This is a genomic window from Nocardia sp. CDC160 (genome assembly GCF_035818795.1).
GTDB lineage: Bacteria > Actinomycetota > Actinomycetes > Mycobacteriales > Mycobacteriaceae > Nocardia.
Genome location: NZ_JAYKYT010000002.1, coordinates 1,006,820 through 1,032,390, shown reverse-complemented (window position 1 = coordinate 1,032,390; position 25,571 = coordinate 1,006,820). Strand labels below are relative to the sequence as shown.

General features: G+C 67.8%; 29 protein-coding genes. 15 read left to right on the top strand and 14 right to left on the bottom strand.

Translation table 11 applies throughout. From position 1 onward, the window contains the following. The first annotated feature begins 42 nt into the window (after positions 1 to 42). From rplU to VMT40_RS12260, 5 genes are all read left to right on the top strand, one after another. Entirely contained in the window at positions 43 to 354 is a 312-nt protein-coding gene (gene rplU, locus VMT40_RS12280) for a 50S ribosomal protein L21 (RefSeq protein ID WP_036547931.1), read from the top strand. 43 nt (positions 355 to 397) lie between these two features. Beyond that, on the top strand, positions 398 to 664 hold the full coding sequence (rpmA, locus tag VMT40_RS12275) for a 50S ribosomal protein L27 (RefSeq protein WP_040806195.1): 267 nt from the start codon (positions 398 to 400) through the stop codon (positions 662 to 664). Between the two features lie 135 nt (positions 665 to 799). Beyond that, the gene (gene obgE / locus VMT40_RS12270; RefSeq protein WP_326358097.1) at positions 800 to 2,254 is read left to right on the top strand and encodes a GTPase ObgE; all 1,455 of its coding nucleotides are present in this window, start codon (positions 800 to 802) and stop codon (positions 2,252 to 2,254) included. A gap of 139 nt (positions 2,255 to 2,393) precedes the next feature. Further along, entirely contained in the window at positions 2,394 to 3,494 is a 1,101-nt protein-coding gene (gene proB, locus VMT40_RS12265) for a glutamate 5-kinase (RefSeq protein WP_326358597.1), read from the top strand. A gap of 142 nt (positions 3,495 to 3,636) precedes the next feature. Then, on the top strand, positions 3,637 to 4,320 hold the full coding sequence (locus VMT40_RS12260; protein WP_326358096.1) for a hypothetical protein: 684 nt from the start codon (positions 3,637 to 3,639) through the stop codon (positions 4,318 to 4,320). A gap of 177 nt (positions 4,321 to 4,497) precedes the next feature. Here the strand turns inward: VMT40_RS12260 and VMT40_RS12255 are convergent, their stop codons facing one another. Beyond that, positions 4,498 to 5,598, bottom strand: coding sequence for a methyltransferase (locus VMT40_RS12255; RefSeq protein ID WP_326358095.1), 1,101 nt, complete (start codon positions 5,596 to 5,598; stop codon positions 4,498 to 4,500). A 146-nt stretch (positions 5,599 to 5,744) separates the two neighbouring features. After that, entirely contained in the window at positions 5,745 to 6,587 is an 843-nt protein-coding gene (locus VMT40_RS12250) for an NAD(P)H-binding protein (RefSeq protein WP_326358094.1), read from the bottom strand. Positions 6,588 to 6,698: 111 nt separating this feature from the next. Here VMT40_RS12250 and VMT40_RS12245 point away from each other — a divergent pair, with 111 nt between their 5' ends. After that, positions 6,699 to 7,193 (top strand): MarR family winged helix-turn-helix transcriptional regulator, encoded by a 495-nt coding sequence (locus VMT40_RS12245; RefSeq protein ID WP_326358093.1) that lies wholly within the window; start codon positions 6,699 to 6,701, stop codon positions 7,191 to 7,193. A 6-nt stretch (positions 7,194 to 7,199) separates the two neighbouring features. Here VMT40_RS12245 and VMT40_RS12240 read toward each other — a convergent pair whose 3' ends face one another. The 4 genes from VMT40_RS12240 to VMT40_RS12225 form a co-directional block, all read right to left on the bottom strand. After that, positions 7,200 to 7,370 carry a hypothetical protein gene (locus VMT40_RS12240; protein ID WP_326358092.1) on the bottom strand — a complete coding sequence of 57 codons (171 nt, stop codon included), beginning with the start codon at positions 7,368 to 7,370 and terminating at the stop codon, positions 7,200 to 7,202. A gap of 33 nt (positions 7,371 to 7,403) precedes the next feature. Next, a complete protein-coding gene (locus VMT40_RS12235; RefSeq protein ID WP_326358091.1) occupies positions 7,404 to 9,557 on the bottom strand; it encodes a RecQ family ATP-dependent DNA helicase in 2,154 nt (717 codons plus the stop codon). A 121-nt stretch (positions 9,558 to 9,678) separates the two neighbouring features. Continuing rightward, positions 9,679 to 9,993: a hypothetical protein gene (locus VMT40_RS12230; RefSeq protein WP_326358090.1), complete on the bottom strand. Its 315-nt coding sequence runs from the start codon at positions 9,991 to 9,993 to the stop codon at positions 9,679 to 9,681. Further along, positions 9,990 to 10,199 (bottom strand): hypothetical protein, encoded by a 210-nt coding sequence (locus VMT40_RS12225; protein ID WP_326358089.1) that lies wholly within the window; start codon positions 10,197 to 10,199, stop codon positions 9,990 to 9,992. Before VMT40_RS12225 ends, VMT40_RS12230 begins: the two co-directional genes overlap by 4 nt. Before the next feature lie 56 nt (positions 10,200 to 10,255). Here VMT40_RS12225 and VMT40_RS12220 point away from each other — a divergent pair, with 56 nt between their 5' ends. Further along, complete coding sequence (locus VMT40_RS12220) at positions 10,256 to 11,002, top strand: MBL fold metallo-hydrolase (RefSeq protein ID WP_326358088.1); 747 nt, start codon at positions 10,256 to 10,258, stop codon at positions 11,000 to 11,002. A 199-nt stretch (positions 11,003 to 11,201) separates the two neighbouring features. Further along, on the top strand, positions 11,202 to 11,600 hold the full coding sequence (locus VMT40_RS12215) for a hypothetical protein (protein WP_326358087.1): 399 nt from the start codon (positions 11,202 to 11,204) through the stop codon (positions 11,598 to 11,600). Between the two features lie 4 nt (positions 11,601 to 11,604). On the opposite strand, the gene VMT40_RS12210 is transcribed toward VMT40_RS12215, so the two are convergent. The 3 genes from VMT40_RS12210 to VMT40_RS12200 all read right to left on the bottom strand — a co-directional run bounded on the left by VMT40_RS12210 (position 11,605) and on the right by VMT40_RS12200 (position 14,888). Next, complete coding sequence (locus tag VMT40_RS12210) at positions 11,605 to 12,828, bottom strand: RtcB family protein (RefSeq protein WP_326358086.1); 1,224 nt, start codon at positions 12,826 to 12,828, stop codon at positions 11,605 to 11,607. 74 nt (positions 12,829 to 12,902) lie between these two features. Next, complete coding sequence (locus VMT40_RS12205; protein ID WP_326358085.1) at positions 12,903 to 14,126, bottom strand: glutamate ABC transporter substrate-binding protein; 1,224 nt, start codon at positions 14,124 to 14,126, stop codon at positions 12,903 to 12,905. A gap of 207 nt (positions 14,127 to 14,333) precedes the next feature. Next, positions 14,334 to 14,888: a TetR/AcrR family transcriptional regulator gene (locus VMT40_RS12200; RefSeq protein ID WP_326358084.1), complete on the bottom strand. Its 555-nt coding sequence runs from the start codon at positions 14,886 to 14,888 to the stop codon at positions 14,334 to 14,336. Positions 14,889 to 14,972: 84 nt separating this feature from the next. On the opposite strand from VMT40_RS12200, the gene VMT40_RS12195 reads away from it, so the two are divergent. From VMT40_RS12195 to VMT40_RS12185, 3 genes are all read left to right on the top strand, one after another. Continuing rightward, positions 14,973 to 15,404: a nuclear transport factor 2 family protein gene (locus VMT40_RS12195; protein WP_326358083.1), complete on the top strand. Its 432-nt coding sequence runs from the start codon at positions 14,973 to 14,975 to the stop codon at positions 15,402 to 15,404. 88 nt (positions 15,405 to 15,492) lie between these two features. Then, entirely contained in the window at positions 15,493 to 15,981 is a 489-nt protein-coding gene (locus VMT40_RS12190) for a MarR family winged helix-turn-helix transcriptional regulator (protein ID WP_326358596.1), read from the top strand. Then, positions 15,978 to 16,346, top strand: a complete 369-nt coding sequence (locus tag VMT40_RS12185; protein WP_326358082.1) for a DUF5313 family protein — start codon at positions 15,978 to 15,980, stop codon at positions 16,344 to 16,346. Before VMT40_RS12190 ends, VMT40_RS12185 begins: the two co-directional genes overlap by 4 nt. A 33-nt stretch (positions 16,347 to 16,379) precedes the next feature. On the opposite strand, the gene VMT40_RS12180 is transcribed toward VMT40_RS12185, so the two are convergent. From VMT40_RS12180 to VMT40_RS12165, 4 genes are all read right to left on the bottom strand, one after another. Then, positions 16,380 to 16,784, bottom strand: coding sequence for a DUF4189 domain-containing protein (locus tag VMT40_RS12180; RefSeq protein ID WP_326358081.1), 405 nt, complete (start codon positions 16,782 to 16,784; stop codon positions 16,380 to 16,382). Positions 16,785 to 16,876: 92 nt separating this feature from the next. Beyond that, entirely contained in the window at positions 16,877 to 17,830 is a 954-nt protein-coding gene (locus VMT40_RS12175) for an alpha/beta hydrolase (RefSeq protein ID WP_326358080.1), read from the bottom strand. 27 nt (positions 17,831 to 17,857) lie between these two features. Continuing rightward, on the bottom strand, positions 17,858 to 18,613 hold the full coding sequence (locus tag VMT40_RS12170; protein ID WP_326358079.1) for an SDR family NAD(P)-dependent oxidoreductase: 756 nt from the start codon (positions 18,611 to 18,613) through the stop codon (positions 17,858 to 17,860). 15 nt (positions 18,614 to 18,628) lie between these two features. Beyond that, positions 18,629 to 19,756 (bottom strand): LLM class flavin-dependent oxidoreductase, encoded by a 1,128-nt coding sequence (locus VMT40_RS12165; protein ID WP_326358078.1) that lies wholly within the window; start codon positions 19,754 to 19,756, stop codon positions 18,629 to 18,631. Positions 19,757 to 19,922: 166 nt separating this feature from the next. On the opposite strand from VMT40_RS12165, the gene VMT40_RS12160 reads away from it, so the two are divergent. From VMT40_RS12160 to VMT40_RS12145, 4 genes are read left to right on the top strand one after another with little or no spacing between them, the layout of a single operon-like run. Then, positions 19,923 to 20,687 (top strand): glucose 1-dehydrogenase, encoded by a 765-nt coding sequence (locus tag VMT40_RS12160; protein ID WP_326358077.1) that lies wholly within the window; start codon positions 19,923 to 19,925, stop codon positions 20,685 to 20,687. A 13-nt stretch (positions 20,688 to 20,700) separates the two neighbouring features. Further along, on the top strand, positions 20,701 to 22,380 hold the full coding sequence (kstD, locus tag VMT40_RS12155; RefSeq protein ID WP_326358076.1) for a 3-oxosteroid 1-dehydrogenase: 1,680 nt from the start codon (positions 20,701 to 20,703) through the stop codon (positions 22,378 to 22,380). A 1-nt stretch (position 22,381) separates the two neighbouring features. Continuing rightward, positions 22,382 to 23,113: a glucose 1-dehydrogenase gene (locus tag VMT40_RS12150; RefSeq protein WP_326358075.1), complete on the top strand. Its 732-nt coding sequence runs from the start codon at positions 22,382 to 22,384 to the stop codon at positions 23,111 to 23,113. 29 nt (positions 23,114 to 23,142) lie between these two features. Continuing rightward, a complete protein-coding gene (locus tag VMT40_RS12145; protein ID WP_326358074.1) occupies positions 23,143 to 23,958 on the top strand; it encodes an SDR family NAD(P)-dependent oxidoreductase in 816 nt (271 codons plus the stop codon). Here the strand turns inward: VMT40_RS12145 and VMT40_RS12140 are convergent. Continuing rightward, the gene (locus tag VMT40_RS12140; protein WP_326358073.1) at positions 23,955 to 25,517 is read right to left on the bottom strand and encodes a FadD3 family acyl-CoA ligase; all 1,563 of its coding nucleotides are present in this window, start codon (positions 25,515 to 25,517) and stop codon (positions 23,955 to 23,957) included. The two genes, VMT40_RS12145 and VMT40_RS12140, sit on opposite strands and share 4 nt — an antisense overlap. Positions 25,518 to 25,571 lie beyond the last annotated feature (54 nt).

The window sequence follows — 25,571 nt, the reverse complement described above, 5'->3', positions numbered from 1 at the left end:
GTACTTCGCGCACTTGAACAGAGAAAGAAGGGCAGCCGACCGATGGCAACGTACGCGATCGTCAAGACCGGCGGAAAGCAGTACAAGGTCGCGGTCGGTGACCTGGTGAAGGTCGAGAAGATCGAGGGTGAGCCGGGCACTTCGGTGTCGCTGTCGCCGGTGCTGGTCGTTGATGGCGCCGAGCTGACCACCGATGCTGACAAGCTGGCGAAGGTCTCCGTGTCCGCCGAGGTCGTCGAACAGACCAAGGGCCCGAAGATCCGCATCCACAAGTTCAAGAACAAGACCGGCTACCACAAGCGTCAGGGCCACCGTCAGAAGCTGACGGTCCTGAAGGTCACCGGCATCAAGTAATCCGACTTGGGGTTCGTCACCCCGGCACGAGGAGTTCTGAGAAATGGCACATAAGAAGGGTGCATCCAGCTCGCGCAATGGTCGCGATTCGAATGCCCAGCGGCTCGGCGTGAAGCGCTTCGGCGGTCAGACCGTCAAGGCGGGCGAGATCCTGGTTCGCCAGCGTGGCACGCACTTCCACCCCGGCGTCAATGTCGGCCGTGGCGGCGACGACACCCTGTTCGCCCTCGAGGCGGGCGCGGTGCAGTTCGGCACCAAGCGTGGCCGCAAGACCGTCAACATCGTGGTCCCGGAGCCGGTGAACGCCTGACCGGCGCACCGGAGTTCCTACTCCACTAGCTTTCGAGCGGGTCAGGGTTATGGATTAACCCTGGCCCGCTTTGCTGTTTTCAACACGAACCCTGCATTTGCAGACGACCAGTCCTGAAGGAGGATGATCACCGATATGTCCAAATTCATCGACCGTGTCGTACTGCACGTTCGTGCGGGCAAGGGTGGGCACGGGTGTGCCTCGGTGCGGCGTGAGAAGTTCATGCCCCTGGGCGGACCCGACGGCGGCAATGGCGGCAATGGCGGGGATGTGATCCTCGAGGTCGACCCGAACGTCCACACCCTGCTGGACTTCCACTTCCACCCGCACGCCAAGGGCGGCAACGGCAAGCCCGGCGAGGGCGGCAATCGCAATGGCAAGCAGGGCGAGGGGCTGCTGCTGAAGGTGCCGGACGGCACGGTCGTCATGAGCACCGACGGCGAGGTCCTGGCCGACCTGATCGGCGCGGGCGCGACCTTCGTGGCGGCCCAGGGTGGCCGCGGCGGGTTGGGCAATGCCGCGCTGGTGTCCAAGTCGCGGAAGGCTCCCGGTTTCGCGCTGCTCGGCGAGGACGGCCAGGAGCGCGATCTCGTGCTCGAGCTCAAGTCGGTGGCGGATGTGGGCCTGGTGGGCTTCCCGTCGGCCGGTAAATCCTCGCTGGTGTCGGTGCTCTCGGCGGCCAAGCCGAAGATCGCGGACTACCCGTTCACCACGCTGGTGCCCAATCTCGGTGTGGTGCAGTCGGGTGACACCACCTTCACCGTGGCCGATGTGCCCGGGCTGATCCCGGGCGCGAGCGAGGGCCGCGGCCTGGGCCTGGACTTCCTGCGGCATCTGGAGCGCTGCGCGGTGCTCGCCCACGTGGTGGACTGCGCGACGCTGGAACCGGGCCGCGATCCGATCTCCGATGTGGACGCGCTCGAGGCCGAGCTGGCCGCGTATCAGCCCGCGCTGCAGGGCGACACCGGGCTCGGCGATCTGGCCGACCGTCCGCGCGTGGTCATCCTCAACAAGGCCGATATCCCCGATGCCGACGAGCTGGCCGAGTTCGTGCGGCCGGAGTTCGAGAAGCGCGGGTGGCCGGTGTTCAAGATCTCGGCGGTGAGCCGGGAAGGCTTGCGGCCCTTGACCTTCGCGCTCGCGGAAATGGTCGCGCAATACCGCGCGGAGCATCCCAAGGCCGAGCCGAAGCGGCAGATCATTCGCCCGGTCGTCAAGGGCGACAGCGGTTTCCGGGTCATCAAGGATCCGGAGGTCGAGGGCGGCTTCATCGTCATCGGCGAGCGTCCCGAGCGCTGGGTGCACCAGACCCAGTTCGACAACGACGAGGCCGTGGGCTACCTGGCCGACCGCCTGGCCCGCCTCGGCGTCGAGGAGGAGCTGGTCAAGCTGGGTGCCGAGCCGGGCTGTTCGGTGACCGTCGCCGACTACTGCTTCGACTGGGAGCCGTCGATCTCCGCGGGCGTGGAGACCCTGATGACCCGCCGCGGCGTGGACCCGCGCCTGGACCAGACCGAGCGCATCGGCGCGGCCGAGCGCAAGCACGCCTCGCGCGTGCGCCGCGGTCTGGTGACCGAGGACGACGAGTAATACAGTGCCGCAGGGCCGTTCGCGAGCGGGTGGGCGGCCGGTGTGGTCGAGGAACGGATTCGGGTGCGACGATGCCTCGGCATCGCGGGCGAATTGAGGTGTGGTGCAAGTGAGTTCGGGTGGCACTCGGGTGAGCGAGCTGAGCGCGGCGCGGCAGGCGATCGCCACGGCGCGCAGTGTCGTGGTGAAGATCGGCTCCTCGGCGCTGACCAGCCTGGAGGGCGGTCTGGACACCGGGCGGCTGGACAAGCTGGCCGACGCGGTGGAGGGCCGCATGCGCGCCGGTTCGGATCTGGTCGTGGTGTCCTCGGGCGCCATCGGGGCGGGCATGGCGCCGCTCGGATTGTCCAAGCGCCCAAAGGATCTCGCGACCAAGCAGGCCGCGGCGAGTGTCGGACAGCTGGCGCTGGCGCACGCCTGGGGCACCTCCTTCGCCCGCTACGACCGGGTCGTCGGCCAGGTGCTGTTGAGCGCGGGGGACTTCGGCCGCCGCGAACCGCATCGCAATGCCCAGCGCACCCTCGATCGGCTGCGTTCGCTGCACGCCATCGCGGTGGTGAACGAAAACGACACCGTCGCAACGGAAGAGATCCGCTTTGGCGACAATGACCGGCTGGCCGCGCTGGTGGCGCACCTGGTCGGCGCGGACGCGCTGATCCTGCTGTCGGACGTCGACGGCCTCTACGACGGCGACCCGCGCAAGGGTGCCGCCACCTTCATTCCCGAGGTGCGCAGCAGCGCCGACCTGGACGGCGTGATCGCCGGATCCGGGGGCGCGCTCGGCACCGGAGGCATGGCCTCCAAACTCTCCGCCGCCCGCCTGGCCGCCGATGCCGGTGTGCCGGTGCTGCTGGCGGCGGCTTCCGATGCGGCCGCGGCCCTTTCGGGCGCGACGGTCGGCACCGCCTTCGCCGCCCGACCCGTACGACTCTCGGCCCGCAAGTTCTGGGTCCGCCACGCCGCCGACGCGCGCGGCGCGGTCCACCTGGACGCGGGCGCGGTGGCCGCCGTGGCCGAGCGCCGCCACTCCCTGCTGGCCGCCGGAATCACCGAGGTGGCAGGCCATTTCTACGGCGGCGACGTGATCGACCTGATCGCACCCGACGGTCACACCGTGGCCCGCGGCGTGGTCGCCTACGACAGCGACGAACTCGAAACCATGAAGGGCCGCTCCACCTCCGACCTGCCCGACAGCATGCAGCGCCCGGTCGTCCACGCCGACGACCTCGTCAAGGTCTGACCGCTGCGCTCCAGCCCGTGGGCGACGGGGAGGTAGTCGCGCGGTTACGGCTGAATTGCGTTGGGGGAGAGGGCGAGTAACGGGTACAGACCGGCCGGTTGGTCTCTGGGGTGAGGGGCAGTCGCAGGGCGGGGGAAGGGCAGTGGGCGGGACGGCCGCAGCGGTCATTCTGGAAGTGCACCCGGTGCCGCATCGAGATGTGCCCTTCGCCGATAGCGGTTGCCCGGATCCGGCGCGGTCCGCCCTTGCCGCGCCGGGCTCGCGGTCCGGCGACCGCCCGCGGCTCCGGGTGCGCCGCACCGCCGTGGAGGTAGGTATGTACGTACCCCAACCTGATAGCACACACCTGTGGCGGGCGAGCGGCCGTGCCGGAAGTTCGACCGATGCGAGTTTCGAGGAGAATCGCCCGCTCTTGCCCGACTGGCACGAGTTGCTGGCCGCCTTCTGCGGTCACATCGGCGATCAGCCCGAGGACCACGCGGTCACCCGCTGGGCCCGGGCGCTGGCCGAACTGCACCTGCAGCGCCGGGACCGACCCGGCGACACCGGCGGGATCGACGAGCTACGAGCCGAATTGGTGACGTTCATCGATGAATGGGTGATGAGCCGGGCGCTGCCGAGGGGTGCAGCGCGGGCCGAATCCCTCGGGGCCGTGGTGGATGCCATGGCGGCCGCCCACGTGCGCGCCGTGCATCTGTTGAAGACGGCCGAGAAGGTATCGGACGAACAAGTACACGCCGCCTGGTTCCTGTTGGCGCAGATGGCGGACGGCTGGACCGATCGGGCCGCAGGGGTTGTCGGCCCACGAATCCGCCGTTCCGCCTGAACGCGTCTGCGCGACAGTCGAATCAGGGGGTAGCAGGCCCGTGGCGGGCGTGTGGGATTGCGCCGCGCACGCCCCGCGGGCGGCGTCGACGGGCCCGGGTGTGGATCGGTGCAGGGGGACGACCAGCACCCGGGCCGTCGTCGACCTCATATCGGTCTCGCGCAGCTCGCGGGAGACTCACCAGGACGGATGGGCCTCGATCACGCTGACGTGCGCGACGGTGGGAACCACGCGGGTGAGCACGAAACCGGCGCGGGAGAGCAGGTTTCCGAACTCGGTCTGCGTGCGCTCGCGCCCGCCGGGGGTCTGGACCAGCATCTCCAGGTCGATGACCTTGCCCGGATGCGGGCGTTGGTTCTCGGGCATGACCACATCGATGATGAGCAGCCGCGCCTCGGACTCCATGGCGGTGCGCACGGTGCGCAGAATGCGTTCGGCGTCCTCGTCGTTCCAGTCGTGGATGATGTGTTTGAGCAGGTAGGCGTCGCCGCCCTTGGGCACCGAGTCGAAGAAGCTGCCGCTCTCGAAGGTGAGGCGACCGGTGAGGCCGGGGCCGAGCAGCTGTTCCGGCAGGCTCTCCACCACACGCGGCAGGTCGAAGACGATGCCGCGCATGGACGGATGCCGCCGCAGAATGTCGAGTAGCAGGCTGCCGCGACCGCCGCCGATATCGATAATGCAGCCGTAGCGCCCGAAATCGTAGGCGGCCTGCACGGGTTCGGTCGCCAGGGAGCTGACGCTGGTCATGGCGCGGTCGAAGATCTCCCCGGCCTCCGGATGCTGCTCGGCGTATTCGAAGAACTCCATGCCCTCGGTCTCGGGCCACAGGGACCTGCCGCGCCGCACCGACTCGGGCAGGGTCGTCCAGTGCTTGCGGTGTAGGTCGGATCCCAAGAGCAGGAACAGATCTCGCAGCGACACCGCCGCGTCCGAGCGCAGCCCCTCCGAGATTCCGGTCTGCTGATACGCCCCGTCGCGTCGCTGCGCGAAGACCCCGCCGCTGATGAGCAGGCGCATCAAGCGCCGCAGCGCGCCCTCGTCCACGCCGATCGCGCGCGCCAGGTCCGCCGGTTGGCGGGGGCCCTCGGCGAGCGCGTCGGCGATGCCGAGTTCGGCCGCGGCGCAGGCGGCCTGGGTGAGGTAGCCCAGGGTGGACAGTTCCAGCAGCGCGATGTGCCCGGGGACCATTCGTCGATGCAGGGCGGCCAGACCGTCACGGAGACGCGCGAGGACGCGCACGAGGGGCAGGGGCGGGGCCTTGGGTGCTGCGGACGCCATGAGAACTCCCCGGGATCATTTCGGCGACTGCGGGATTTGTCTGAGCCTACGCGCTCCACCCCTGGTGGACAGTGGTTTCCGCGACCCTCGGGCAACCGGATTCGACGGGCCGGACGGGATTCGGCGGGCCGGGGTGCCCGCTGCGGTCAGGCCGGGGCGAAGGCGGCCGCGTTCTCGCGGGCCCACTGCGCGAAGGTGCGGGCGGGGACGCCGAGCAGGGTCTCGGTGGTGTCGGCGGGTGCCTGCGGATGTCCGTCCATGTCGGCCCAGACCGACAGCAGCGCGTCCGCGATGAAGGGCGGCATGCTGCGCGCCATCTGCTCCCGTGCGGCCTCGGGGGTGACCGTGACGACCGGGATCTCCCGCCCGATGGCCGCGGACAGCGCGGCGATCTGCGCGCGGAAGCTGATCGGCTCGGGACCGGTGAGAGAGACTGTGCGGCCGCGCAATTCGTCGCCGGTGAGGGCGGCGACCGCGATGTCGGCGATATCCAGCGGGTGGATCATGGCCAGGGCGACCTCGGGGTAGGGGAGTTCGATGGGCCGCCCGGCCGCGACGGCCTCGACCCAGCCGAGGGCATTGCTGTCGAAACCGCCCGGGCGCAGGACGGTGGTGGTGAGACTCGAAGCGGCCAAGGCCTTTTCGACGGCGACATGCATGGCGCCGATCGGATTCGCCTCGGCATTCGGACCGTCGACCGCCGAGGAGGAGAGCAGCACGACGTGTTCGACACCGGCCTTCTCCGCGGCGGTGACGAAGGCGTTGGCGAGGGCGGGGTTGGCATAAAGGAAGACCTGTTGCACGTTTTCCAGTGCGGCAGTGAGGCTTTCGGTGTCGTCCTCGCCGAGGGCGACGGCTTCGACCCCGGCGGGGAGCGTGAGCGCGGACGGATCCTTGCTGGCGGCACGCACCGGAAGGCCCTTGGCGTGCAGGCTTTCCAGGACGGCGCGGCCGATATGGCCGCGGGCACCGGTGACGAGGATGGTCATGGTGAACTCCGATCGAGTTGGAATCCATGCGTATGGACAAATGCATGCTGTCATGCACACATTTGCGAGTCAACACATATATGTGTTCGCGCATGCAGATAGGATGACCCCATGACCGAGGACGACCGCACCCCCGACGAGCTGCTCGACGCCATCGGCCCGGCCTTCGGCAAGCTCAAGCGCGGCGTCCTGCAGGAGGTCGAAAACCCCATTTCCACCAAGGACGCGACCCGCGCGATGGTCCTGGGCATGGTGCTGGGCTGCCCGACGGGTCCGGACGGGTCGACGGGGGAGATGACCGTCGGCGGCATCGCCGCCGCCCTGTGCGTCGACCCGTCGGTGGCCAGTCGCATGGTCACCGACAACATCAAGGCCGGTTACCTGCGCCGCGTCCCCTCCCAGCTCGACGGTCGCCGCGCGGTCCTCGAACTCAGCCCGCAGGGCATCGAATTCATGGCCGAGTTCCGCCGTCGGCAGCGCGCGGCCTTCGAATACATCACCGCCGACTGGCCCGAACAGGACCGCCTCGACTTCGCCCGCCTGATGCTGCGCTACGTCGACGCGATCGACAATCTCAAGAACCGCGGACCCGCGACCGGCGACTGAGCCGCCTCACGGCTGGCCTGCTCCCCACCAGGGCAGCTTGGCGTCGGGATCGTAGTTGGTCCCGTAGTCGATGGCCGACGGTTCACGATCTGTCTCTTCGATGAATTCGACGGGTTCGGGCGGCAGCTTGCGCCAGCGCGCCCGCGGGTCGGGTTCTTGGTTTCCAGTGTCGCTCATGATGATTCCCCTCCTAATTCGAGCGTACCGAGATCACGACGGGGTGGCGAGGGCGAAAGGCAGGACGGCGTCGGCTCCGGCGGCGCGCAGGGTGCGGGCGGCCATCGTGAAGGTCCAGCCGGTGTCCGTGAGGGCGTCGACCAGCAGGATGGGACCGTCGACGCCGCTGAGATCCGGTGTCTCCCAGGCATTGTGGAGAGCGGCGACGCGGTGGGCGGAGTTGGCGGCCGACACCGGCGGGAGATCGGGGCGCAGGTGCAGGACGCCGAGGTCCTGGAGTCGGCCGACCTGGGCCAGGCGCGCCGCGAGGGAGCGGGTCAGGATGGGGTGGTTGCCGGACTCCAGGGTCATGACGGCGGTGGGGCGCTGAGCCCAATCCCATTCGCGGAGAACCGTTGTGCAGAAGCGGAAGACCTCGTCGGGGACGGGGGCATCGGGACCGTCGAGGAGAGGGCGCAGACGCTGGCCCCAGCCGAGATCGCTGAGGCGTCCCAGGACGCGCCCGACCTCGGGACCGTCGGTGATCTTGCCGGACAAGGGAATCCCGAGTTTTGCCAGACCGGTGGGCCACTGCTTGCGGGGCGCGAGATCGATGCCGGGGCGGTCCAGGCGGGTGCGGATCTCGGCGAGGGCGGTCGCGTCCACGGTGGTGTCCTGGCGGGTGCCGGTGCAGTTGTCGCAGCGGCCGCAGTGGGTGCCCGGGACCAGGCCGGGATCGTCGAGTTGGCTGCGCAGGAACGTCATTCGGCAACCGGTGGTCGACTCGTAGTCGATCATGGCCTGCTGCTCGGCCGCGCGTGCCAGGCTCAGCCGCTCGTAGCGTTCGGTGTCGTAGACCCACGGTTGGCCGGTGCCGAGCCAGCCGCCGCGGACCCGGCGCACCGCGCCGTCCACGTCCAGGACCTTCAACACCATTTCCAGGCGCGAGCGATTGAGCTCCACCAGCGGTTCGAGCGCCGCGGTGGACAGCGGCCGGTCCGTGTCCAGCGCCGCCAGCACCGAGCGCACGATGTGCTCGCGCGGAAACGCCACGGAGGCGAAGTAACTCCAGATCTGGCGGTCCTCCGGGCCGGGCAGCAGTATCACCTCGGCCCGCTCGGTGCCACGGCCCGCGCGGCCCACCTGCTGGTAGTAGGAGATGGGGGAGGAGGGCGCGCCCAGATGCACCACGAACCCGAGATCCGGCTTGTCGAAACCCATTCCGAGCGCCGAGGTGGCGATGAGCGCCTTCACCTCGTTGTTCAGCAGCGCGGCCTCGAGGTGCTCGCGTTCGGTGGGATCGGTCTGCCCGGTGTAGGCGGCGACGGTGTGTCCGTGCGAGTTCAGCACATCGGCCAGATCATGCGCGGCGGCGACGGTCAGTGTGTAGACGATGCCCGACCCCGGCAGCTCGTGCAGCCGCTTGCTCAGCCACGCCGTGCGCTCCACCGCGTCGGCGATCCGCACCACCGACAGGTGCAGCGACTCCCGGTCCAGGCTGCCGCGCAAAACCAGGGTGTCCGTGCCGATCTGCGTCGCCACATCGGTCACCACCCGGTCATTGGCCGTGGCCGTGGTGGCCAGCACCGGCACCTCCGACCCGAGATCGGCGATGAGCGTGCGGATCCGGCGATAGTCCGGCCGGAAATCATGCCCCCAGTCCGAGACGCAATGCGCCTCGTCGATCACCACCAGCCCCGCGTCGGCCGCCAGCTTGGGCAGCACCGAATCCCGGAAGTCCGGATTGTTCAATCGCTCCGGACTCACCAGCAGCACATCCACCTCCCCGGCCGCGACCCGCGCGTGAATGTCGTCCCACTCGGTTACATTGCCCGAATTGATGGTCGCCGCAACGACTCCCGCCCGCTCGGCGGACGCGACCTGGTTGCGCATCAACGCCAGCAGCGGTGACACGATCACCGTCGGCCCCCGCCCTTGCGCCCGCAGCAGCTTCGCCGAAATGAAGTACACCGCCGACTTGCCCCACCCGGTCCGCTGCACCACCAGCGCCCGCCGCCGCCCCACCACCAGCGCCTCGATAGCGGTCCACTGATCCTCCCGCAGCCGCGCCCCGGGCCCGGCCAACTCCCGCAGCAGCCGCTCCGCGTCCTCGCGCAGACCGTCCGGCGCGGCGGCGGGGCCGACCGGGGTACGCGGGTCGGTGGTGTCGGGCGCAGCGGAGGAGTCGGTCGAGGTCACGCGCTCCATCGTGCCCCACCGCACCGACATCGTCGGGCCGCCGCCCGCATAGTGGGGCAACTTCGCACCCCCGGGTACGGCTGTCGGCACGGCTGGTCGACCCGCCTGCGGGAACTCGGATGTCCTGTCCTCAGAGGTCGAATCGCACCGCGAGGACCATTTTGATGAAGTCGAGCGTCTCGGTGCTGACCGTCCCGTCGTAGGTCCCTGCGTCCAGGACCGCCCGCACGCAGGGTATGAACCGGTGGATCGCGAGGACGCGACCTTCGTCCCAGTCCACTGAGAAGATCCGCAGATCTCTCGGCATCTCGCGAGCGTCGACCACCGGCACCGCCAGCGCCACATCGCGATGTCTCAGCAGCGTCTGGCCGTCGACGATCACCACTGTCAGATAGCCGTCACCGGCGGCGATGGTGTAGATGTCGCCCTGGCGCAGCTCCCTCACAGGGGCATGCCCATGCCGATGCGCACCAAATCGGCATCACTGAACTTCGGCGGGTTCTGCTGCTCGTGCGCGGCAATACGCCGCAACTCCTTGTCCGCGAGCCGCTGGAGAACGGCCCGATTGATCTCGGCACTGACATTGCCCCCCGCGCTTTCGCGCAGCGCCTCAGCGGTCGCGTCCGGGAGACTGATGTTAAGTTTCGCCATGCCAATACGGTAAAGCGTTACGCTTTACCGTGGCAACCTCAGCCGGGAGACCCGCCATGCTCACTGTGACCCGTGTCGTCCATGCCAGTGCCCTCCTCGACTTCGGGGGAGCCCGAATCCTCACCGACCCGTGGCTTTCGGAGACCCGGTTCTATCGGCAGGGCGAGCCACGCGCCTTCGCCACCGCGGCCGAGCTGCCCGAGCTGTCCGGAATCGTCATCAGCCACGGCCACTACGACCACTGCGATCTCGATGCCCTGATCACCTACCCCGACAAATCGGTGCCCTTCGCGGTGGTCCCGGGACTGGCGAACAAGGTTCGCGCCGCGGGCTTCACGAATGTCGTCGAATTGGCGCCCTGGCAGCGAACCCATCTCGGTCCCGTCGAGGTGACCGCCGCCCCGGCCAGCCACGGTGTCCCGGAGGTGACCTTCGTGCTGCGCGCCGACGGCCACACGGTCTTCTTCGGCGCGGACACCCTGCGCATTGCCGAACTCGACGACATCGCCCGGCGTTTCCCGGATTTGGATCTCGCGCTGCTGCCGGTGAACGGCCTGCGCATCCGCCCGGCCCGGAACAAGCAGGTGGTGATGGATGCCGTCGAGGCCGCCGACCTCGCCACGGTGCTGCGGCCGCGCGTGGCCGTCCCGATTCACTACGCCTTCTCCAGCGGCCCCCTCGGCGACCGTCTCATGACGAAGGGCGACCGCCGGGGTGCCGAGCATTTCCGTGCCGCCGCAGCCGATCTCGCACCCGACACAATCGTGCAAATACTCCCAACCGGACAGGAATTCGCCCTGTAAAACACCGCTGAACAGCGCCTTGATTGCGGACCGGTCAAGATCGCGCGGAATCCCGTGGCCGGACGGACAATAGGGGTCCGGGCACGAAGGGCGTCCGGGGGTGCGCAGGGAGACGCAAATGCCGGAGAAGTTTCCGTCGCCCGCGGGGTGGACTCCGCCCGGGGCACAATTTCGCACGAGCGGCGGTGCGTCACGGACGATGATCGGCGCGCTGGTGGGGTTGATCCTGACCCCGATCGGTATCGCCTTCGCCGCCCGGGGCGCGGCCGGAACCAGACAGTGGACGATCCTGGGGGACTTCGCCGATCGGGTCGGCTCGACCTTCGAGATCGTGATCGCCGCGGCGATTTTCCTGGTGGTGGCGGCGCTGGCCGCCTATTCGGCGGCGGGCACGATCACCGCCGGTCTGGTGTGGGGGGTGCTGCCGGGGATCATTCACTTCATCTTCCCGGACGACACCTTCCGCCTGATCGGCGATCTGCCCGTCTCCGACGACATGCACATCGCGCTGTTCCAGTGGCTGCAAACGGGATTCCCGCTCATTGTGGGCATCCTGCTGGTGGGTGCGGGAGCGGCGGCGACCTTCCGCCGCCGCTGACCCGTCAACCCTTGACGCACAGCACCTGCCGCAGCGTCGCGACGATATCGACCAGATCGCCCTGGGCGGCGATGACCTGATCGATGTCCTTGTAGGCCGCCGGGATCTCATCGATCACCCCGGCGTCCTTGCGCGACTCCACGCCCTCGGTCTGGGCCACCAGATCCGCCACGGTGAACTGCCGCTTGGCCGCGTTACGGCTCATCCGCCGCCCCGCCCCGTGCGACGCCGACTGGAACGAGGCCGGATTCCCCTTGCCCCGAACCACATACGAGCGCGTACCCATGGACCCGGGAATCAACGCCAGATCCCCGGCCCCCGCCCGCACGGCACCCTTCCGCGTCACCAGCATCGGCATCCCGTCGATGACCTCCTCCGCCACATAGTTGTGGTGGCAGGAGATCGGCTTGTCGAAATGCACTGCCAGGCCAGTGAATTCGTCACGCACGGCCTTGCAGACCAGTGCCAGCATGACGGCGCGGTTGCGGGCCGCGTACTCCTGCGCCCAGGTCAGATCGCGGCGGTAGGCGTCCATTTCCGGTGTGCCGGAAAGGAATACCGCCAGATCGCGATCGGGCAGGTCGGCATTGTGCGGCAGGGCGCGCGCGACGGCCATGTGCCGCTCGGCGAGTTCCTTGCCGATATTGCGGCTTCCGGAGTGCAGCAGGATCCAGACACGATCTTCCGAATCCAGACATACCTCGCAAAAGTGATTACCTCCGCCAAGGGTTCCCATCTGCTTGTGGGCCTTGGACTCACGCGACTGCACGGCGGGATCCAATGCGTCGAACGACTTCCAGAAGCGGTCCCACCCTGCGCGCAGCGTTGTCCCCGCCGCTCGCTGACCGAACACTTCCGCGTTCAACCGGTTCACATTGACCGGATCATCATGCGCCGCAAAGCCAACCGGCACCGCCGCCTCGATCCGGGACCGCAGCGAATGCAGGTTGTCCGGCAGATCCGCCGCGGTCAGCGAGGTCAGCACGGCCTCCATCCCGCATCCGATATCCACACCCACGGCCGCGGGCGCGACCGCGTCCTTCATCGCGATGACCGATCCGACCGTCGCCCCCTTGCCCAGGTGGACGTCCGGCATGACTCGCACGCCGTACACCCACTCCAGTTGCGCGATGTTCCGCAACTGCTGCAGCGCGGCCGGTTCGACCTCGTGCTCGTGGGCCCACATGAGCGTCTGCGCGCGAGTTCCGCGCAGCTCGACGGGAAACATTGTTTCGTCCTTCCTTCTGACTGCCGTCGAGGGTAGGTGCACCGCCCGTCTCGGCGCACCGCATTATTCGCCCGTCAGGGTTCGACGAAGTCGGCGGCGAGGGCGCAGAGTTTCCAGGAGCCGTCGCGGCGGACCATGCTGCCGGTGTAGTCGATGTCCTTGAAGTAGCCGCGGTATTTTTCGGGGACGTTGGTGAAGGTTTCGTGGAATGCGAAGGTCGCGGTGTTCGGGTCGGTTTGGGTGACTCCGGTGACGGTATTGGTGTAGCCCGCGTTCTTCACCTCCGCGCCGAGCGTTTTGTCGAATTGCGGGGTGTATTGAAAAACGATTTCATCAATGGCGTCGGCGGTTTCGGGGCAGACCAGCGAGCGGAAGCCTTCCCAATCGCGCGCATTCGAGGTGGCGGCGACGGCCTTCGTGGCATTCACCAATTCCGGATCGAGGGTGGTGGGATCGCCGGGTTCGACCACTTTGTCGGGGGCATTGAATACCACCGGTGCGGGCAGCGGCTTGTATCCGCTCGCCGCGAGATTGCCCTCCATGGCCCGCCGCCAGCTGCCGTCCTCGATCATCAGCCGAACGGCCGAGGTGATGCGGCTCTGTAAATCCAAGTCGCCCTTGTGCACTCCGACCCCGTAGCGCTCGCGGGTGAAGCGATGCCCGACCACGCGCAGCAGGCCCGGGTGTTCGTGGGCGTACCCGGCCAGGATGACGTCGTCGGTGGTGACGGCGTCGATGGTGCCCGCGATGAGGTCGGAGACGCACTGCGCGTAGGTATCCCGGGTCGTGAGCTTCACATTGTGGGCGAAGCTGCGGCGGATCTTGTCGGCGGAGGTGGAGCCCTCGGCGGTGCAGACCGTGCGCCCGTCGAGGTCCTCGGGCTGGTCGATGGCGTGTTCGCTCTGCCGCACGAGCAGGTCCTGTCCGGCCATGAGGTAGGGCCCGGCGAAGGAGACCAGCTGCTGGCGGGCCGCGGTGATGGAGTAGGAGGCGACGACGAAATCGACCGCGCCCGAGTTCAACAGGTCCTCGCGCTGCTCCGAGCGCGCTTCCCGCCAGGTGATGTGTTCGGGGGTGACGCCCAGCTTTCCGGCGATGTACACGGCGGTGTCGACATCGAATCCGTGTGGTTTGCCGTCGGGTCCCTTCACCGACAGCCCGGGCTGATCGAATTTGATGCCGATGGTGAGCGTGCGGGGCGGCGGTTCCTGCGGTGTGTCCTCGGCCTTGGGGGTGGTGCCGCAGGCTGCCACGGTCAGACCAGCCGCAATGGCGACGGCGCGAATCGCACGCTTCATCGAATCTGATCTCCTGTCGTCAACTCATGCGGATGAAACACGAAGAACAGCCCCGGACCGAGGTGCCGGAAGGCAACCGATCAGCACATGGTGCATCAAATCATCCGAGTTGCAAAAACGTGCGGACATTGCGGAACACTGCGGGCGATTCGCCCACGTTTCAGTTCGCTCCGCAATATTTCAGCGATTATTGCCCGTGGTTTGCGATCAACGGGTACGGAGTCCGTCGGCGATCACGGCGAAGGTGCGCTCGCGCAGCCCCGGATCGGCTCCGGCCTCGTGCACGGCGAGAAAAACCCCTTTGACAATTGTCAGTAAATCGTCGACGCCGATGTCGGGTCGTACCGCCCCGGCCTCCTGGGCGCGGGAAAGCAGTGTCGCCAGAGCCTGTTTGAGGTCATGGGAGATGGTGCGCGGATATTCCCCGCCCTGCGTGCGCAGGGCGTCGGCGAGGTCACGCTTGACGGTGCCCTGCAGGACCAGCAACTCCAGGAATTCGAAGAACACGGTGCCGGGGTCCTCGGCCTCGGTCAGCCCCCGCGCGTGCGTGGTGATCTTCTCGACCTGATCCAGGATGGCCGCCTCGAAAAGCGCTTCCTTGGTGGGGAAGTGGCGGTAGACGGTGCCCGCGCCGACGCCCGCGCGGCGGGCGATCTCGTCGAGGGGAACCGAAATGCCTTCGGCGGCAAAGGCTTCCTGGGCGGCGGCCAGCACCCGCTCGCGATTGCGGCGGGCATCGGCGCGCAGGGGTCGATCCGTCACGACCGACAGCCTACCCACCCGTTGACAAGCGGGGCGCACGCCCCGAATACTAACCGGGTCCAACGTTCCGTTTTTGGAGGCATGGTGTCCACTTCCGTCGAAACCCCTCGTGATCTTGTCGAACGTCTCTTCCTCGGCCTGCCCTCGCGCGATGCCGACCGCTTCGCGGCACTGCTCGCCCCGGATGTCGTGTTCGAGATTCCGTTTCCCATCCCCGGTGAACCGACCCGTATCGAAGGCCGGGAACAGGTGCGCGAGTACCTCGCGTCGCGTTGGTCGGGCATGCCGGGTGTTCAGGTCCACGGCATCCGACCCGCCATCCACGAGACGACCGATCCCGAGGTCTTCGTGGTCGAGAACGATGTCGAGGTCACCCGCCCGACCGGTGAGCGGGGCTGGTTTCGAAGCTCCGTCAATGTGATTCGAGTGCGGGACGGCCTGGTCACGCTCTTCCGCGACTACATGGATACCGGGCGGATCCTGACCATGCGGCAGGAGATGCAGGGTCGGGTGTGACCGCTATTACCCACCGAATCGTCGACTAACAGTTAGTGCGTTAACTATTGTTGCCCTAACCAAGACGATTCGGGAGGGTCCGGTGGAGTTGGCGGCCGAGATCGACGATCCACTGCGGTTGGATCGACAGGTGTGTTTCGCGCTGGCGGTGGCCAATCGCGCTGTGCTGGCGGTGTATCGGCCGCTGCTCGAACCCATGGGCCTGACCCATCCGCAATATCTGGTCATGCTGGCGCTGTGGGGTGAGGCCCCGATGTCGGTCAAGGACATCGGCGAGGCCATTCAGTTGGATTCGCCGACGCTCTCGCCGCTGCTCAAGCGGCTGGAGGCGGCCGGGCTCATCACCCGCCGCCGCGACAGCAACAACGAGCGCAATCTCGTCGTGGATCTCACCGACGCCGGGCGGGAACTGCGTCGGGAGGCGGAGAAGATTCCGCCCGCGGTGGTGGCGCGACTCGGGGTGAGCCTGGCCGATCTCGAAGAACTGCGCGAGGTGCTGAACCGGGTCAACGCCGCGGCGCGGGGATCGGTGCTGGCGCAGGCCGAGCCGGATTCGACGAAGGGAAACCGGAAATGAAGCGCCCCAACCTCATTCAGTGGCTCGGCTACTCGTGCGGGCGGGTGCTGCCCGAGGATCTGCACGAGTGGGTGCGCAATGATCTGACCGGCACCTGGGCGGTCCCGCGGCACCTGGTGCGCCAATTGGTGCCGCTGGTACCGGTTTTCGCGTTGGCATTCCTGCTGCCGGGTGAGCTGTGGCTGCAACTGGCCGTGATCCTGCTCGGCCTGCTGCTGGCGCTGTTCTACATCGTGGCGTACATGCCGATGAACCGCGCGCATCGACTGGTGAAGCACGGCTTCCCCGAGGATCTGGAGAATCCGACCCGCGCGGCCCGGCGCGCGGCCGAGCGGGCGGCCTACGAGGCCCAGTACCCGCACTGAGCCCCGGAAACCGGGTGACCCCGAAACCGTTTGCTACTGCGCGTTTTTGGTGCAGGCGCTGGTGACGACGTGGGCGGCGACCGGTTGGGCGCTGCCCAGGTCCGGGAATGGGGGCGCGCTCTGGCCGAGCCCGGCGACGGCGTTCTGTTCGGCCTCCTCCTGGCTCGCGCCCGTGGCCCAGCCGAAGGTGCCGTCCGCGCCCTGGGCGACCGCGCCGCAGCCGTCGGTGAAGCGCAGCACGATCTCGCAGTCGTAGCTGGCGCAGTCGCGGATGGCGGCGGCGTCGGCGGCGACCCGATTGGCGTCGATGCCGCTGACCGCGGTGTTCCGCAGGTGGGAGAGGGCCAGTGTGCCGTAGCCGCCGGGGGCCGCGTCGGCGGTCGCGGCCAGTCCGGCGGTGAGGGTCAAGGCGGCGGTGAGGGCGGCGGTGCCTGTCACAATCCGTGCTACCGACAAGAGACTTCCTGACGTTTCAAAAAGATCGAACGCAGGTGATGCTAGCCCGTCGAGTTGTGAACCCACTGGGAATTTCAGACGACGGGTGTGCGCGTCAGTGCTCGCCGCAGCGCGGTGAAGGCCGCGTCGTTGGCGCGCTGGGTTTCTCGCAGATGCCAGGCCATGGACATGAACCCGTGCACGGTGCCGTTCCAGCGGTGGATCTCGGTCTCGACCCCGGCGTCGCGCAGCCGCCGACCGTAGGCCTCGCCCTCGTCGCGCAGCGGATCGAATTCGGCGGTCGCGATATACGCGGGCGGCAGACCGGTGAGATCGGCCCGGGTGGGATTGGCGTACGGGTCGGACTTCTCGGCGTCGCAGGTCAGGTACTGCTGCCAATACCAGCGCAGCTGGGCGGCGGTCGTGAAGTAACCCTCGGCATTCTCTGTGTAGGACGCGCTGTCGCAGGCCGGGTCCAGCATCGGGTACAGGAGCAGTTGGAAGGCGATATCGGGGCCGCCATTGTCGCGGGCGGCCAGGGCGGCGACGGTGGCGAGATTGCCGCCCGCGCTGTCACCGGCAACCGCGAGCCGGTCCGGGTCGCCGCCCAGGGATTCGGCATGATCGGCGACCCAGCGCAGCACGGCGTAGGCGTCCTCGGTGGCGGCGGGGAAGCGGGCCTCGGGTGCGCGGCGGTAGTCGACCGAGATCACCAGGACACCGGCCGCATTGGCCATGGTGCGGCAGAAGCGGTCGTGGGAATCCAAGTCGCACAACACGAATCCGCCACCGTGGTAGAAGACCACCACGCCCGGAACGGTTTCGGCGTCCAGCGGGCGGTAGAGCCGGACGGGTACCTCGGGCGCGTCGTCGGGTCCGGGCACCAGCCATTCCTCCACCGCCGCAACGGGAATCGGCTCGACGGGAGCGGCGGGTCGGGCGGCCAGGAAGGCCCGCGCTTCGGCGGCGTCGAGCACCTCGGTGCCCAGTGCCGGGAACGCCGCGCTGGCGGCGTCGACGAAGCTCTGCCATTCGGGGGACAGGGTCATCTGCGGGCCCTCCTGAATCGTGCCGTCTTACTGCGTGTTTCGCGGAATGAACTTGCCCGCGGCCAGACCGCCGTCGACGGTCACCTCCGCGCCGGTGATATAGGCCGAGGCGTCCGAGGCCAGGAAGGCGACCAGTTCGGCGACCTCCTCCGGCAGCCCGGTGCGCTCCAGCGGCAGGGTCGGGAAGCTACCCGGACCGGTGGTCAGGTACGGCACCATCGGGGTGGCGATGGGCCCGGGATGCACGGAGTTGACCCGAATCTGGGACGGGCCCAGCTCCAGCGCGGCGATCTTGGACAGGCCGCGCAGACCCCACTTGGAGGAGCCGTACGCGCCGTGGTTCATCAGGCCCTCGAGCCCGGCCTGCGAGGAGATGTTCACGATGGAACCGCCGCCCGCCGCGGTCATGGCGGGAACGACGGCCTTGATGCCGTGGAACGCGCCGACCAGGTTGACCTTCAGAATCCGTTCCAGCTCCTCGGCGCCGGTCTCCATGATCGGCTTCATGATGTAGATGGCCGCATTGTTGACCAGCACATCCAGCTTGCCGAAGGTATCGACGGCGACCTTGACGGCGGCATCCCAGCTTTCGGCGTCGGTGACGTCGTGTTCGACGAAAACCGCTGCCTCGCCGAGGGAGTCGGCCAGTTCCTTGCCCTCGGCGGCGAGCACGTCGGTGATGACCACCTTCGCGCCGAGCGCCACGAACAGGCGGGCCTCGGCCGCGCCCTGCCCACGGGCGGCACCGGTGATCAGGGCGACTTTGCCGGTCAGATCAGCCATTTCGAGTTCCTGTCTCTAGTTGTTACGGAAGTGGGGGATGACCTTCTCCCCCCACTGACGGATGGTTTCCAGGCACACGGCCTGCGGCACGGTGCCCATTTGAATGAGGCACAGGATCTCGTCGGCCCCGGCCTCGGCCAGTCGCTCGACGTAGGCAATGGCGTCGTCGGCAGTGCCGTAGGCGTGTTCGGTATTGAAGATCGCCGTGGAGCCCGATTTCACCGGGATCTTGGCCTCGTGCAGGAAGGCGACGTGCTCGTCGGCGGCCTCGCGCATCTTGGCGACCTCGTCCACGGTGGGGTCGACGGCCTCGTCGGGAACCGGGCCCGCGCCGTAGTAGTACTTGATGGACTGGGCGAAGAACCGTTGCCCGCGCGCGCCGATTCGCTGGGCCTGCTCCCGGTCGTCGAGGACAATAGTGGGACACAGAGCGGCGAAATGATCGTTGACGACGGTGGAGACGAATCGTTCCCCGGTGCGGGCGGCAATGGCCCGGTCGTAGATGCCGCGCAGTTCGGCGATCTCCTCGATGCCCGCGAAACCCAGGACCAGAGCGCCGATTCCGTACTCGGCCGCCAGTTTCAGGGTGTCCTTCTTGGTGCAGGCCATGAACAGCGGCGGATGCGGTCGCTGCACCGGGCGCGGCAGCAGGTGATGCGGGTCGATGTCCAAAAGCTCACCGTGATAGGAGAATTCGCTCTCCGGGTCCTGCCATGCGGTCGCGATCATGCGCAGCGATTCCTCGACCTCCTGATACGTGCGGTCGGGATCGACTCCGCAGAAGGAGGTTTCGACGGCGGTCGCGCCGCGGCCCGCTCCCACATTCACCCGTCCGCCGGAGAGCACATCGAGCATGGCCGCGCGTTCGGCGGTCCGGACGGGGTGATTGAAGCCGAACGGCATGCACACCACGCCGTGCCCGATGCGCACCCGAGAGGTCTTGGCGGCCACATAGGTCAGGAAGATCTCCGGCGCGCTCATGTGGGCGTACCACTTGAGCCCGTGATGCTCGACCGCCCACACCGTGTCGAAACCCAGCTCGTCGGCGAGCACCGCCTGTTCCACGCAATCGCGCAGGACCTGGGCCTCGTGGGCGGCGGTCGGGTCGGTCATCTGCGCCTCGAAGATCATCGAGAACTTCATTCGGACTCCTTGCCGCACCGCTTCCGCACCCCGCTGGGCCTTTATGCCTAACCGGAATACTTCTGCACCCATAGCCTCAGGTCATCGGGATGTCTCAGTGGCCGGGACCACACCGTGCCGGGCTCGAGGCTCCGGACTTAGCGTCGGGAGACGAGCAGCGGAAGGGATGGATTCGGTGGGACAGTTGGACGGCAAGGTGGCGCTGGTGACCGGTGGCGCGCGCGGCATGGGGGCCGAGCATGTGCGCCGCTTCGTGGCCGAGGGCGCGCGGGTCGTGTTCGGCGATGTGCTCGACGAGGAGGGCAAGGCCCTCGCGGCCGAGCTGGGCGCGGCCGTCCGCTACGTGCACCACGACGTGACCAGCGAATCCGATTGGCAGGCCGCGGTTTCCGAGGCCACCACCGGGTTCGGTCGGCTGGATGTGCTCGTCAACAATGCGGGCATTCTGCGGTTCCGGCGGATCGTCGAGATGAGCCTGGACGAGTTCCAGACCATCATGGCCGTCAATGTCACCGGTGCCTTCCTCGGCATCAAGACCGCCGCGCCCGCGCTCACCGAGGCGGGCGGCGGGTCCATCGTGAATGTGTCCTCGGTCGAGGGCTTCGTCGGTGCGGCCGGTCTTTCCGCCTACAGCGCAAGCAAATTCGCGCTGCGTGGGCTCACCAAGTCCGCCGCCCGGGAGCTGGGGCACTCGGGTATCCGGGTGAACTCGATTCATCCCGGCGGCATCGCCACACCCATGACCGCGGCGGTCGCGGGCGCGTCGGGGGTGGACGGCGACAGTTTCTTCTCCGAACTGCCCATTCCGCGCTGGGGTCGGCCGGTCGAGGTCTCCGAGGTGGCGTTGTTCCTGGCCTCGGACGCCTCGAGCTATTGCACCGGAGGCGAATTCGTCGTCGACGGCGGCATGCTGACCAGCTGCGGCTACTAAGGATAGAGCTTTCATGGAATTCGAATTCGACGTCGTGGTCGTGGGTTCCGGCGCGGCGGGCATGACCGCCGCGCTGACCGCCGCTTATCGCGGCCTGTCGGTGACCCTCATCGAGAAGAGCCGCAGCTTCGGCGGTTCCACCGCGCGCTCGGGCGGCGGCATCTGGGTGCCCAACAATCCGGTGTTGCAGGCCGCGGGCGTGCCCGACAGCCCGGAGCTGGCCCGCACCTATCTGAAAGCCGTTGTCGGCGACCGGGTTCCGGAGGCCAAGCAGCGCGCGTTCCTCGAGCACGGCCCGGAGATGTTCCGGTACCTCGGTGCGCGCTCCAAGTACTGGGACTTCGCCTACGACCACGGCTATTCCGACTACCACCCGGAGTTCCCGGGCGGACTGGCGCAGGGCCGCAGCATCGAGCCCAAGCCGATCGACGGGCGACTGCTCGGCGGTGATCTGCACAAGATCAACCAGCCGACCATGTCCGCGCCCAAGGGCATCGCGATCACGGTCAAGGACTTCCACGACCTGAACATGATCGCGCGCACCTGGACCGGCAAGAAGACCGCCCTGAAGGTGGGCGCGCAGACCGCGCTGAACCTGCTCAAGGGTGCGAAACCGCTGAGCCTGGGCAAGGCGCTGGCGGCCCGGCTGTGGCTGTCGCTGCGGGACGCGGGCGTGCCGGTGTGGTTGAACACCCCGCTCACCGACCTGATCGTGGAGGGCGACACCGTGGTCGGCATTCGCGCCGAGCACGAGGGCCGTCCGGTCACCATCAAGGCCCGCCGCGGCGTGGTGCTGGCCGCGGGCGGCTTCGAGCACAACCTGGAGATGCGCAAGCAGTACATCGACGGGCCGCAGAACACCGGCTGGACCGTGGGCGCGACCGAGAATGTCGGCGAGGGCATTCTGGCGGGCCAGAAGGCCGGTGCCGCAGTGGATCTCATGGACGACGCCTGGTGGGGTCCGTCGGTGCGCAACCCCGATGGGCCGCCGTTCTTCATGCTGGCCGAGCGGTCGCAGCCGGGTGCCATTGTGGTCAATGCCAAGGGCGAGCGCTTCGTCAACGAGTCCGCGCCGTACGTGAACGTCGTGCACACCATGTACGAGGAGGAGAAGAGGGTGCCGGGAAGTATTCCGGCGCATTTCATCTTCGACCAGAACTTCCGCGACCGGTACCTGTTCCTGGGCAACTTCCCCAAGCGGCCGCTGCCGCAGAAGTACTTCGACGCGGGAATCATCAAGCAGGCCAACACCCTTGCCGAGCTGGCCGAGAAGCTGAGCATTCCGGCGAATGCGCTGGCGGCCACCGTCGAGCGGTTCAACGGCTTCGCGCGCACGGGCCGCGACGAGGATTTCCAGCGCGGTGACTCCGCCTACGACCGGTACTATGGCGACCCCACCGTCAAGCCGAATCCGACCCTGGCCCCGCTCGAGCGCGGCCCGTTCTACGCGGTCGAGATGGTGCCCGGCGACCTGGGCACCAAGGGCGGCCTGGTCACCGACGAGCACGCCCGGGTGCTCACCGAGCAGGGCGAGGTCATTCGCGGCCTGTACGCGGCGGGCAACAACTCCGCGGCGGTCATGGGCAACGACTACGCCGGTGCGGGCGCGACCATCGGACCCGCCATGGTGTTCGGCTATATCGCGGCGAATCACCTGGCCGACGCGGAAACCGAAGCGGCACAGGAGGACTGAGATGGGACGGGTGGATTCCAAGGTGGTCATCGTCACCGGCGGCGCGCGCGGCATGGGTGCGGCCTTCGCCCGCACGCTGGCGGCCGAAGGGGCGAAGGTCGTGATCACCGACGTGCTGACCGAGACCGGGCAGGCCGTCGCCGCCGAAATCGGTGACGCGGCACGGTTCTTCCCGCTCGACGTCACCGACGAGGCCGCGTGGAACGACGTCGTGGCGCGGACCGAGGCGGCGTTCGGGCCGGTCTCGGGTCTGGTCAACAACGCGGGCATCGTGCATGTCGACCCGATCGAGAAGCTCTCGGAGGCCGACTACCGCAAGGTGATCGACGTCAATCAGGTCGGTGTGTTCCTGGGCATGAAGGCCGTCATCGGGTCCATGCGCCGCGCCGGGGGCGGTTCCATCGTGAACATCTCCTCGACCGGCGGGCTCATCGGTTACTCCAACATCCTCGGTTACGTGGCCTCCAAGTGGGCCGTGCGCGGCATGAGCAAAACGGCCGCACAGGAATTCGCGGCCGACAACGTCCGCGTCAACTCCGTGCACCCGGGCATCGTCGCCACCGAAATGGTCGCGACGTCCGATCGCTCGGCGAACATCGCGGCCAATCAGCCCATCGCCCGGCCCGCTAGCCCGGAGGAACTCGCCAACCTGGTGCTGTTCCTCATCTCCGATGACTCCTCCTACAGCACCGGCTCCGAATTCGTGGCCGACGGCGGCTTCACCTCTCAGTAGTAACTCCATTGCGAGACAAGGAAATACCCATGAAGGACTTCCACGGCAAGGTCGCCGTCATTACCGGTGCGGGGGCGGGCATCGGCCGGGCGCTGGCCCTGGAACTGGCTCGCAATGGCGCGCAGCTCGCGCTGTCCGGGCGCAATCTCGACAATGTCGCCGAGACCGCGGCATTGTGCGAGAAGGAGGGCGCGAAGGCCCGGGCCTACCGGCTCGACGTGACCGATCGCGCCGCGGTCTACGCGCACGCCGACGAGGTGGTGGCCGACTTCGGCAAGGTCAATCTGGTCATCAACAATGCCGGTGTCTCGCTGACCGCCAATATCGAGGAAGTCTCCTGGGAAGACCTGGAGTGGATCTTCGGCATCAACTACTGGGGCACGCTGCACGGCGTGAAGGCGTTCCTGCCGCACGTGATCGCCTCCGGGGACGGGCATATCGCCAATGTCTCCAGCATGTTCGGCCTGGTGGCCTGCCCCAGCCAGGGCGGGTACAGCTCGTCGAAGTACGCCATGCACGCCATTACCGACGCGCTGCGCCAGGAAATGATCATCGCCGGACACAATGTGGGCGTCTCCAGCATTCACCCCGGCATGATCAAGACCGAAATCGCCTGGAAGGCACGGGCGGCCGCCAACCGCTCCCGCGACGACCTGGCCGCCAACTTCGACCGCCTGGCCCAGACCAGCCCCGAGGACTGCGCCCGCGTGATCGTCAATGGCATCCGAAAGAACAAGCCGCTCATCCTGATCGGCAAGGACGCCAAGGCCATGAACATCATGCGCCGCCTGCTCGGCTCGGGATACATGAAGCCCCTCACCGCCCAAATGCGCAAAGAGATCTAGTCGCGCAGTCGGTCTTTGAGGACCTTGCCACCGGCATTGCGCGGGAGGTCGTCCACCAGGACGACCTCCCGCGGCACTTTGTAACTCGCCAGCCGGGCACGCGACCACTCGATGATCGCGGCCGGATCCGGGGTGACGCCCTCGGCGGGCACCACTACCGCGCGGCCCACCTCGCCCAGGCGTGGGTCCGGGATGCCGACCACCGCGACATCGCGAATGTCCGGATGCTGCAAGAGGACTCGCTCGATCTCGGCGGGGTAGGCATTGAAGCCGCCGACTATGAACATGTCCTTGAGGCGGTCGGTGATGTGCAGATAGCCGTCGTGGTCGAGGATGCCGACGTCGCCGGTGTGCAGGAAGCCGTCCGCGTCGATGGTGGCGGCGGTGGCCAGCGGATCGTCCAGGTAGCCGAGCATGACATTCGGGCCCTTGACGGTGATCTCGCCCGGGTCGCCGGGCTCGACCTCCTTGCCGTCGCGGTCGACAATGCGAACCTCGGTGCCCGGCAAGGGTTTACCCACCGTGCCCGCCACCAGTTCGGCGGGAGAATCGGGTGGGCAGATGGAGACGACGCCAATGGATTCGGTGAGGCCGTAGGCGGTGAAGACGTAGGGGACGCGCAAGTCGTCGCGGATGCGGCGGATCAGTTCGGTGGGGATGGTCGCGCCGCCGGTACCCGCCAGGCGCAGGGAGCCGAGCATGAAGTTGTCATGGTCGGCGGCCAGCAGATCGGTGAAAAGCGTTGGGGGACCGGCCAGGACGGTGATGCGCTCGTTCTCGATCAGACGCAGCGCCGCGGCGGCGTCGAAGCGCTCCATCGGGACCATGGTGGCGGTGCGCAGCAGACAGGCCAGAATGCCCGCCTTGTAGCCGAAGGTGTGCGAGAACGGATTCACCAGCAGATACCGGTCGCGGGGGCGCAGGGTGACCGCGTCGGCCCACTGCGAGAACACCTCCAGGCTCTGGCGATGGGTGGCCAGCACGCCCTTCGGTGCGCCCGTGGTGCCGGAGGTGAACAGGATGTCCGATACCGCGTCCGGTTCGATCTCGGCGGTGCGTTCCAGGGCCGACTGCGGTTCGATCACCGTGCCGGGGGCCAGGAATCCCTCCCACGAACTGATGTCCCAGTCCGCGTCGCCCTCGCCGCGGGCGTCGTCGAGCAGGATGAGATGTTCGAGATCCGGTAGGGAGCGCCCGGATTCGGCCAGCATGCGTGGATAGTCCCGGCCCAGGAACTCCTGCACCGTGCACACCGCCTTGGCGTGGCTGCGAGCCAGCACCTCCGCGGTCTCCGCGCCACGCAGCCGGGTGCTGATCGGCACCAAAGTCGCTCCCGCGCCGAGCATTCCGAGCGCCGTCACGATCCACCGCACGCTATTGGGGGCCCAGATCCCGACCCGATCGCCGACCTCGATACCGGAGGCCATGGCGGCCCGCGTCACGGCGGCGACCTCGGCCGCCAGTTCGGCAAATGTGAGCCGCCCGGCCGGTCCGGCAATGGCCACCGCGTCGGGATAGCGCCGCGCCCGTTCCGCCACCAAACCCGGAATCGTTGTCACGGGTCCGACCGCGGAGCTCCCGCCCGAGTGCCGCCGATCCATCCGCCCATCCTG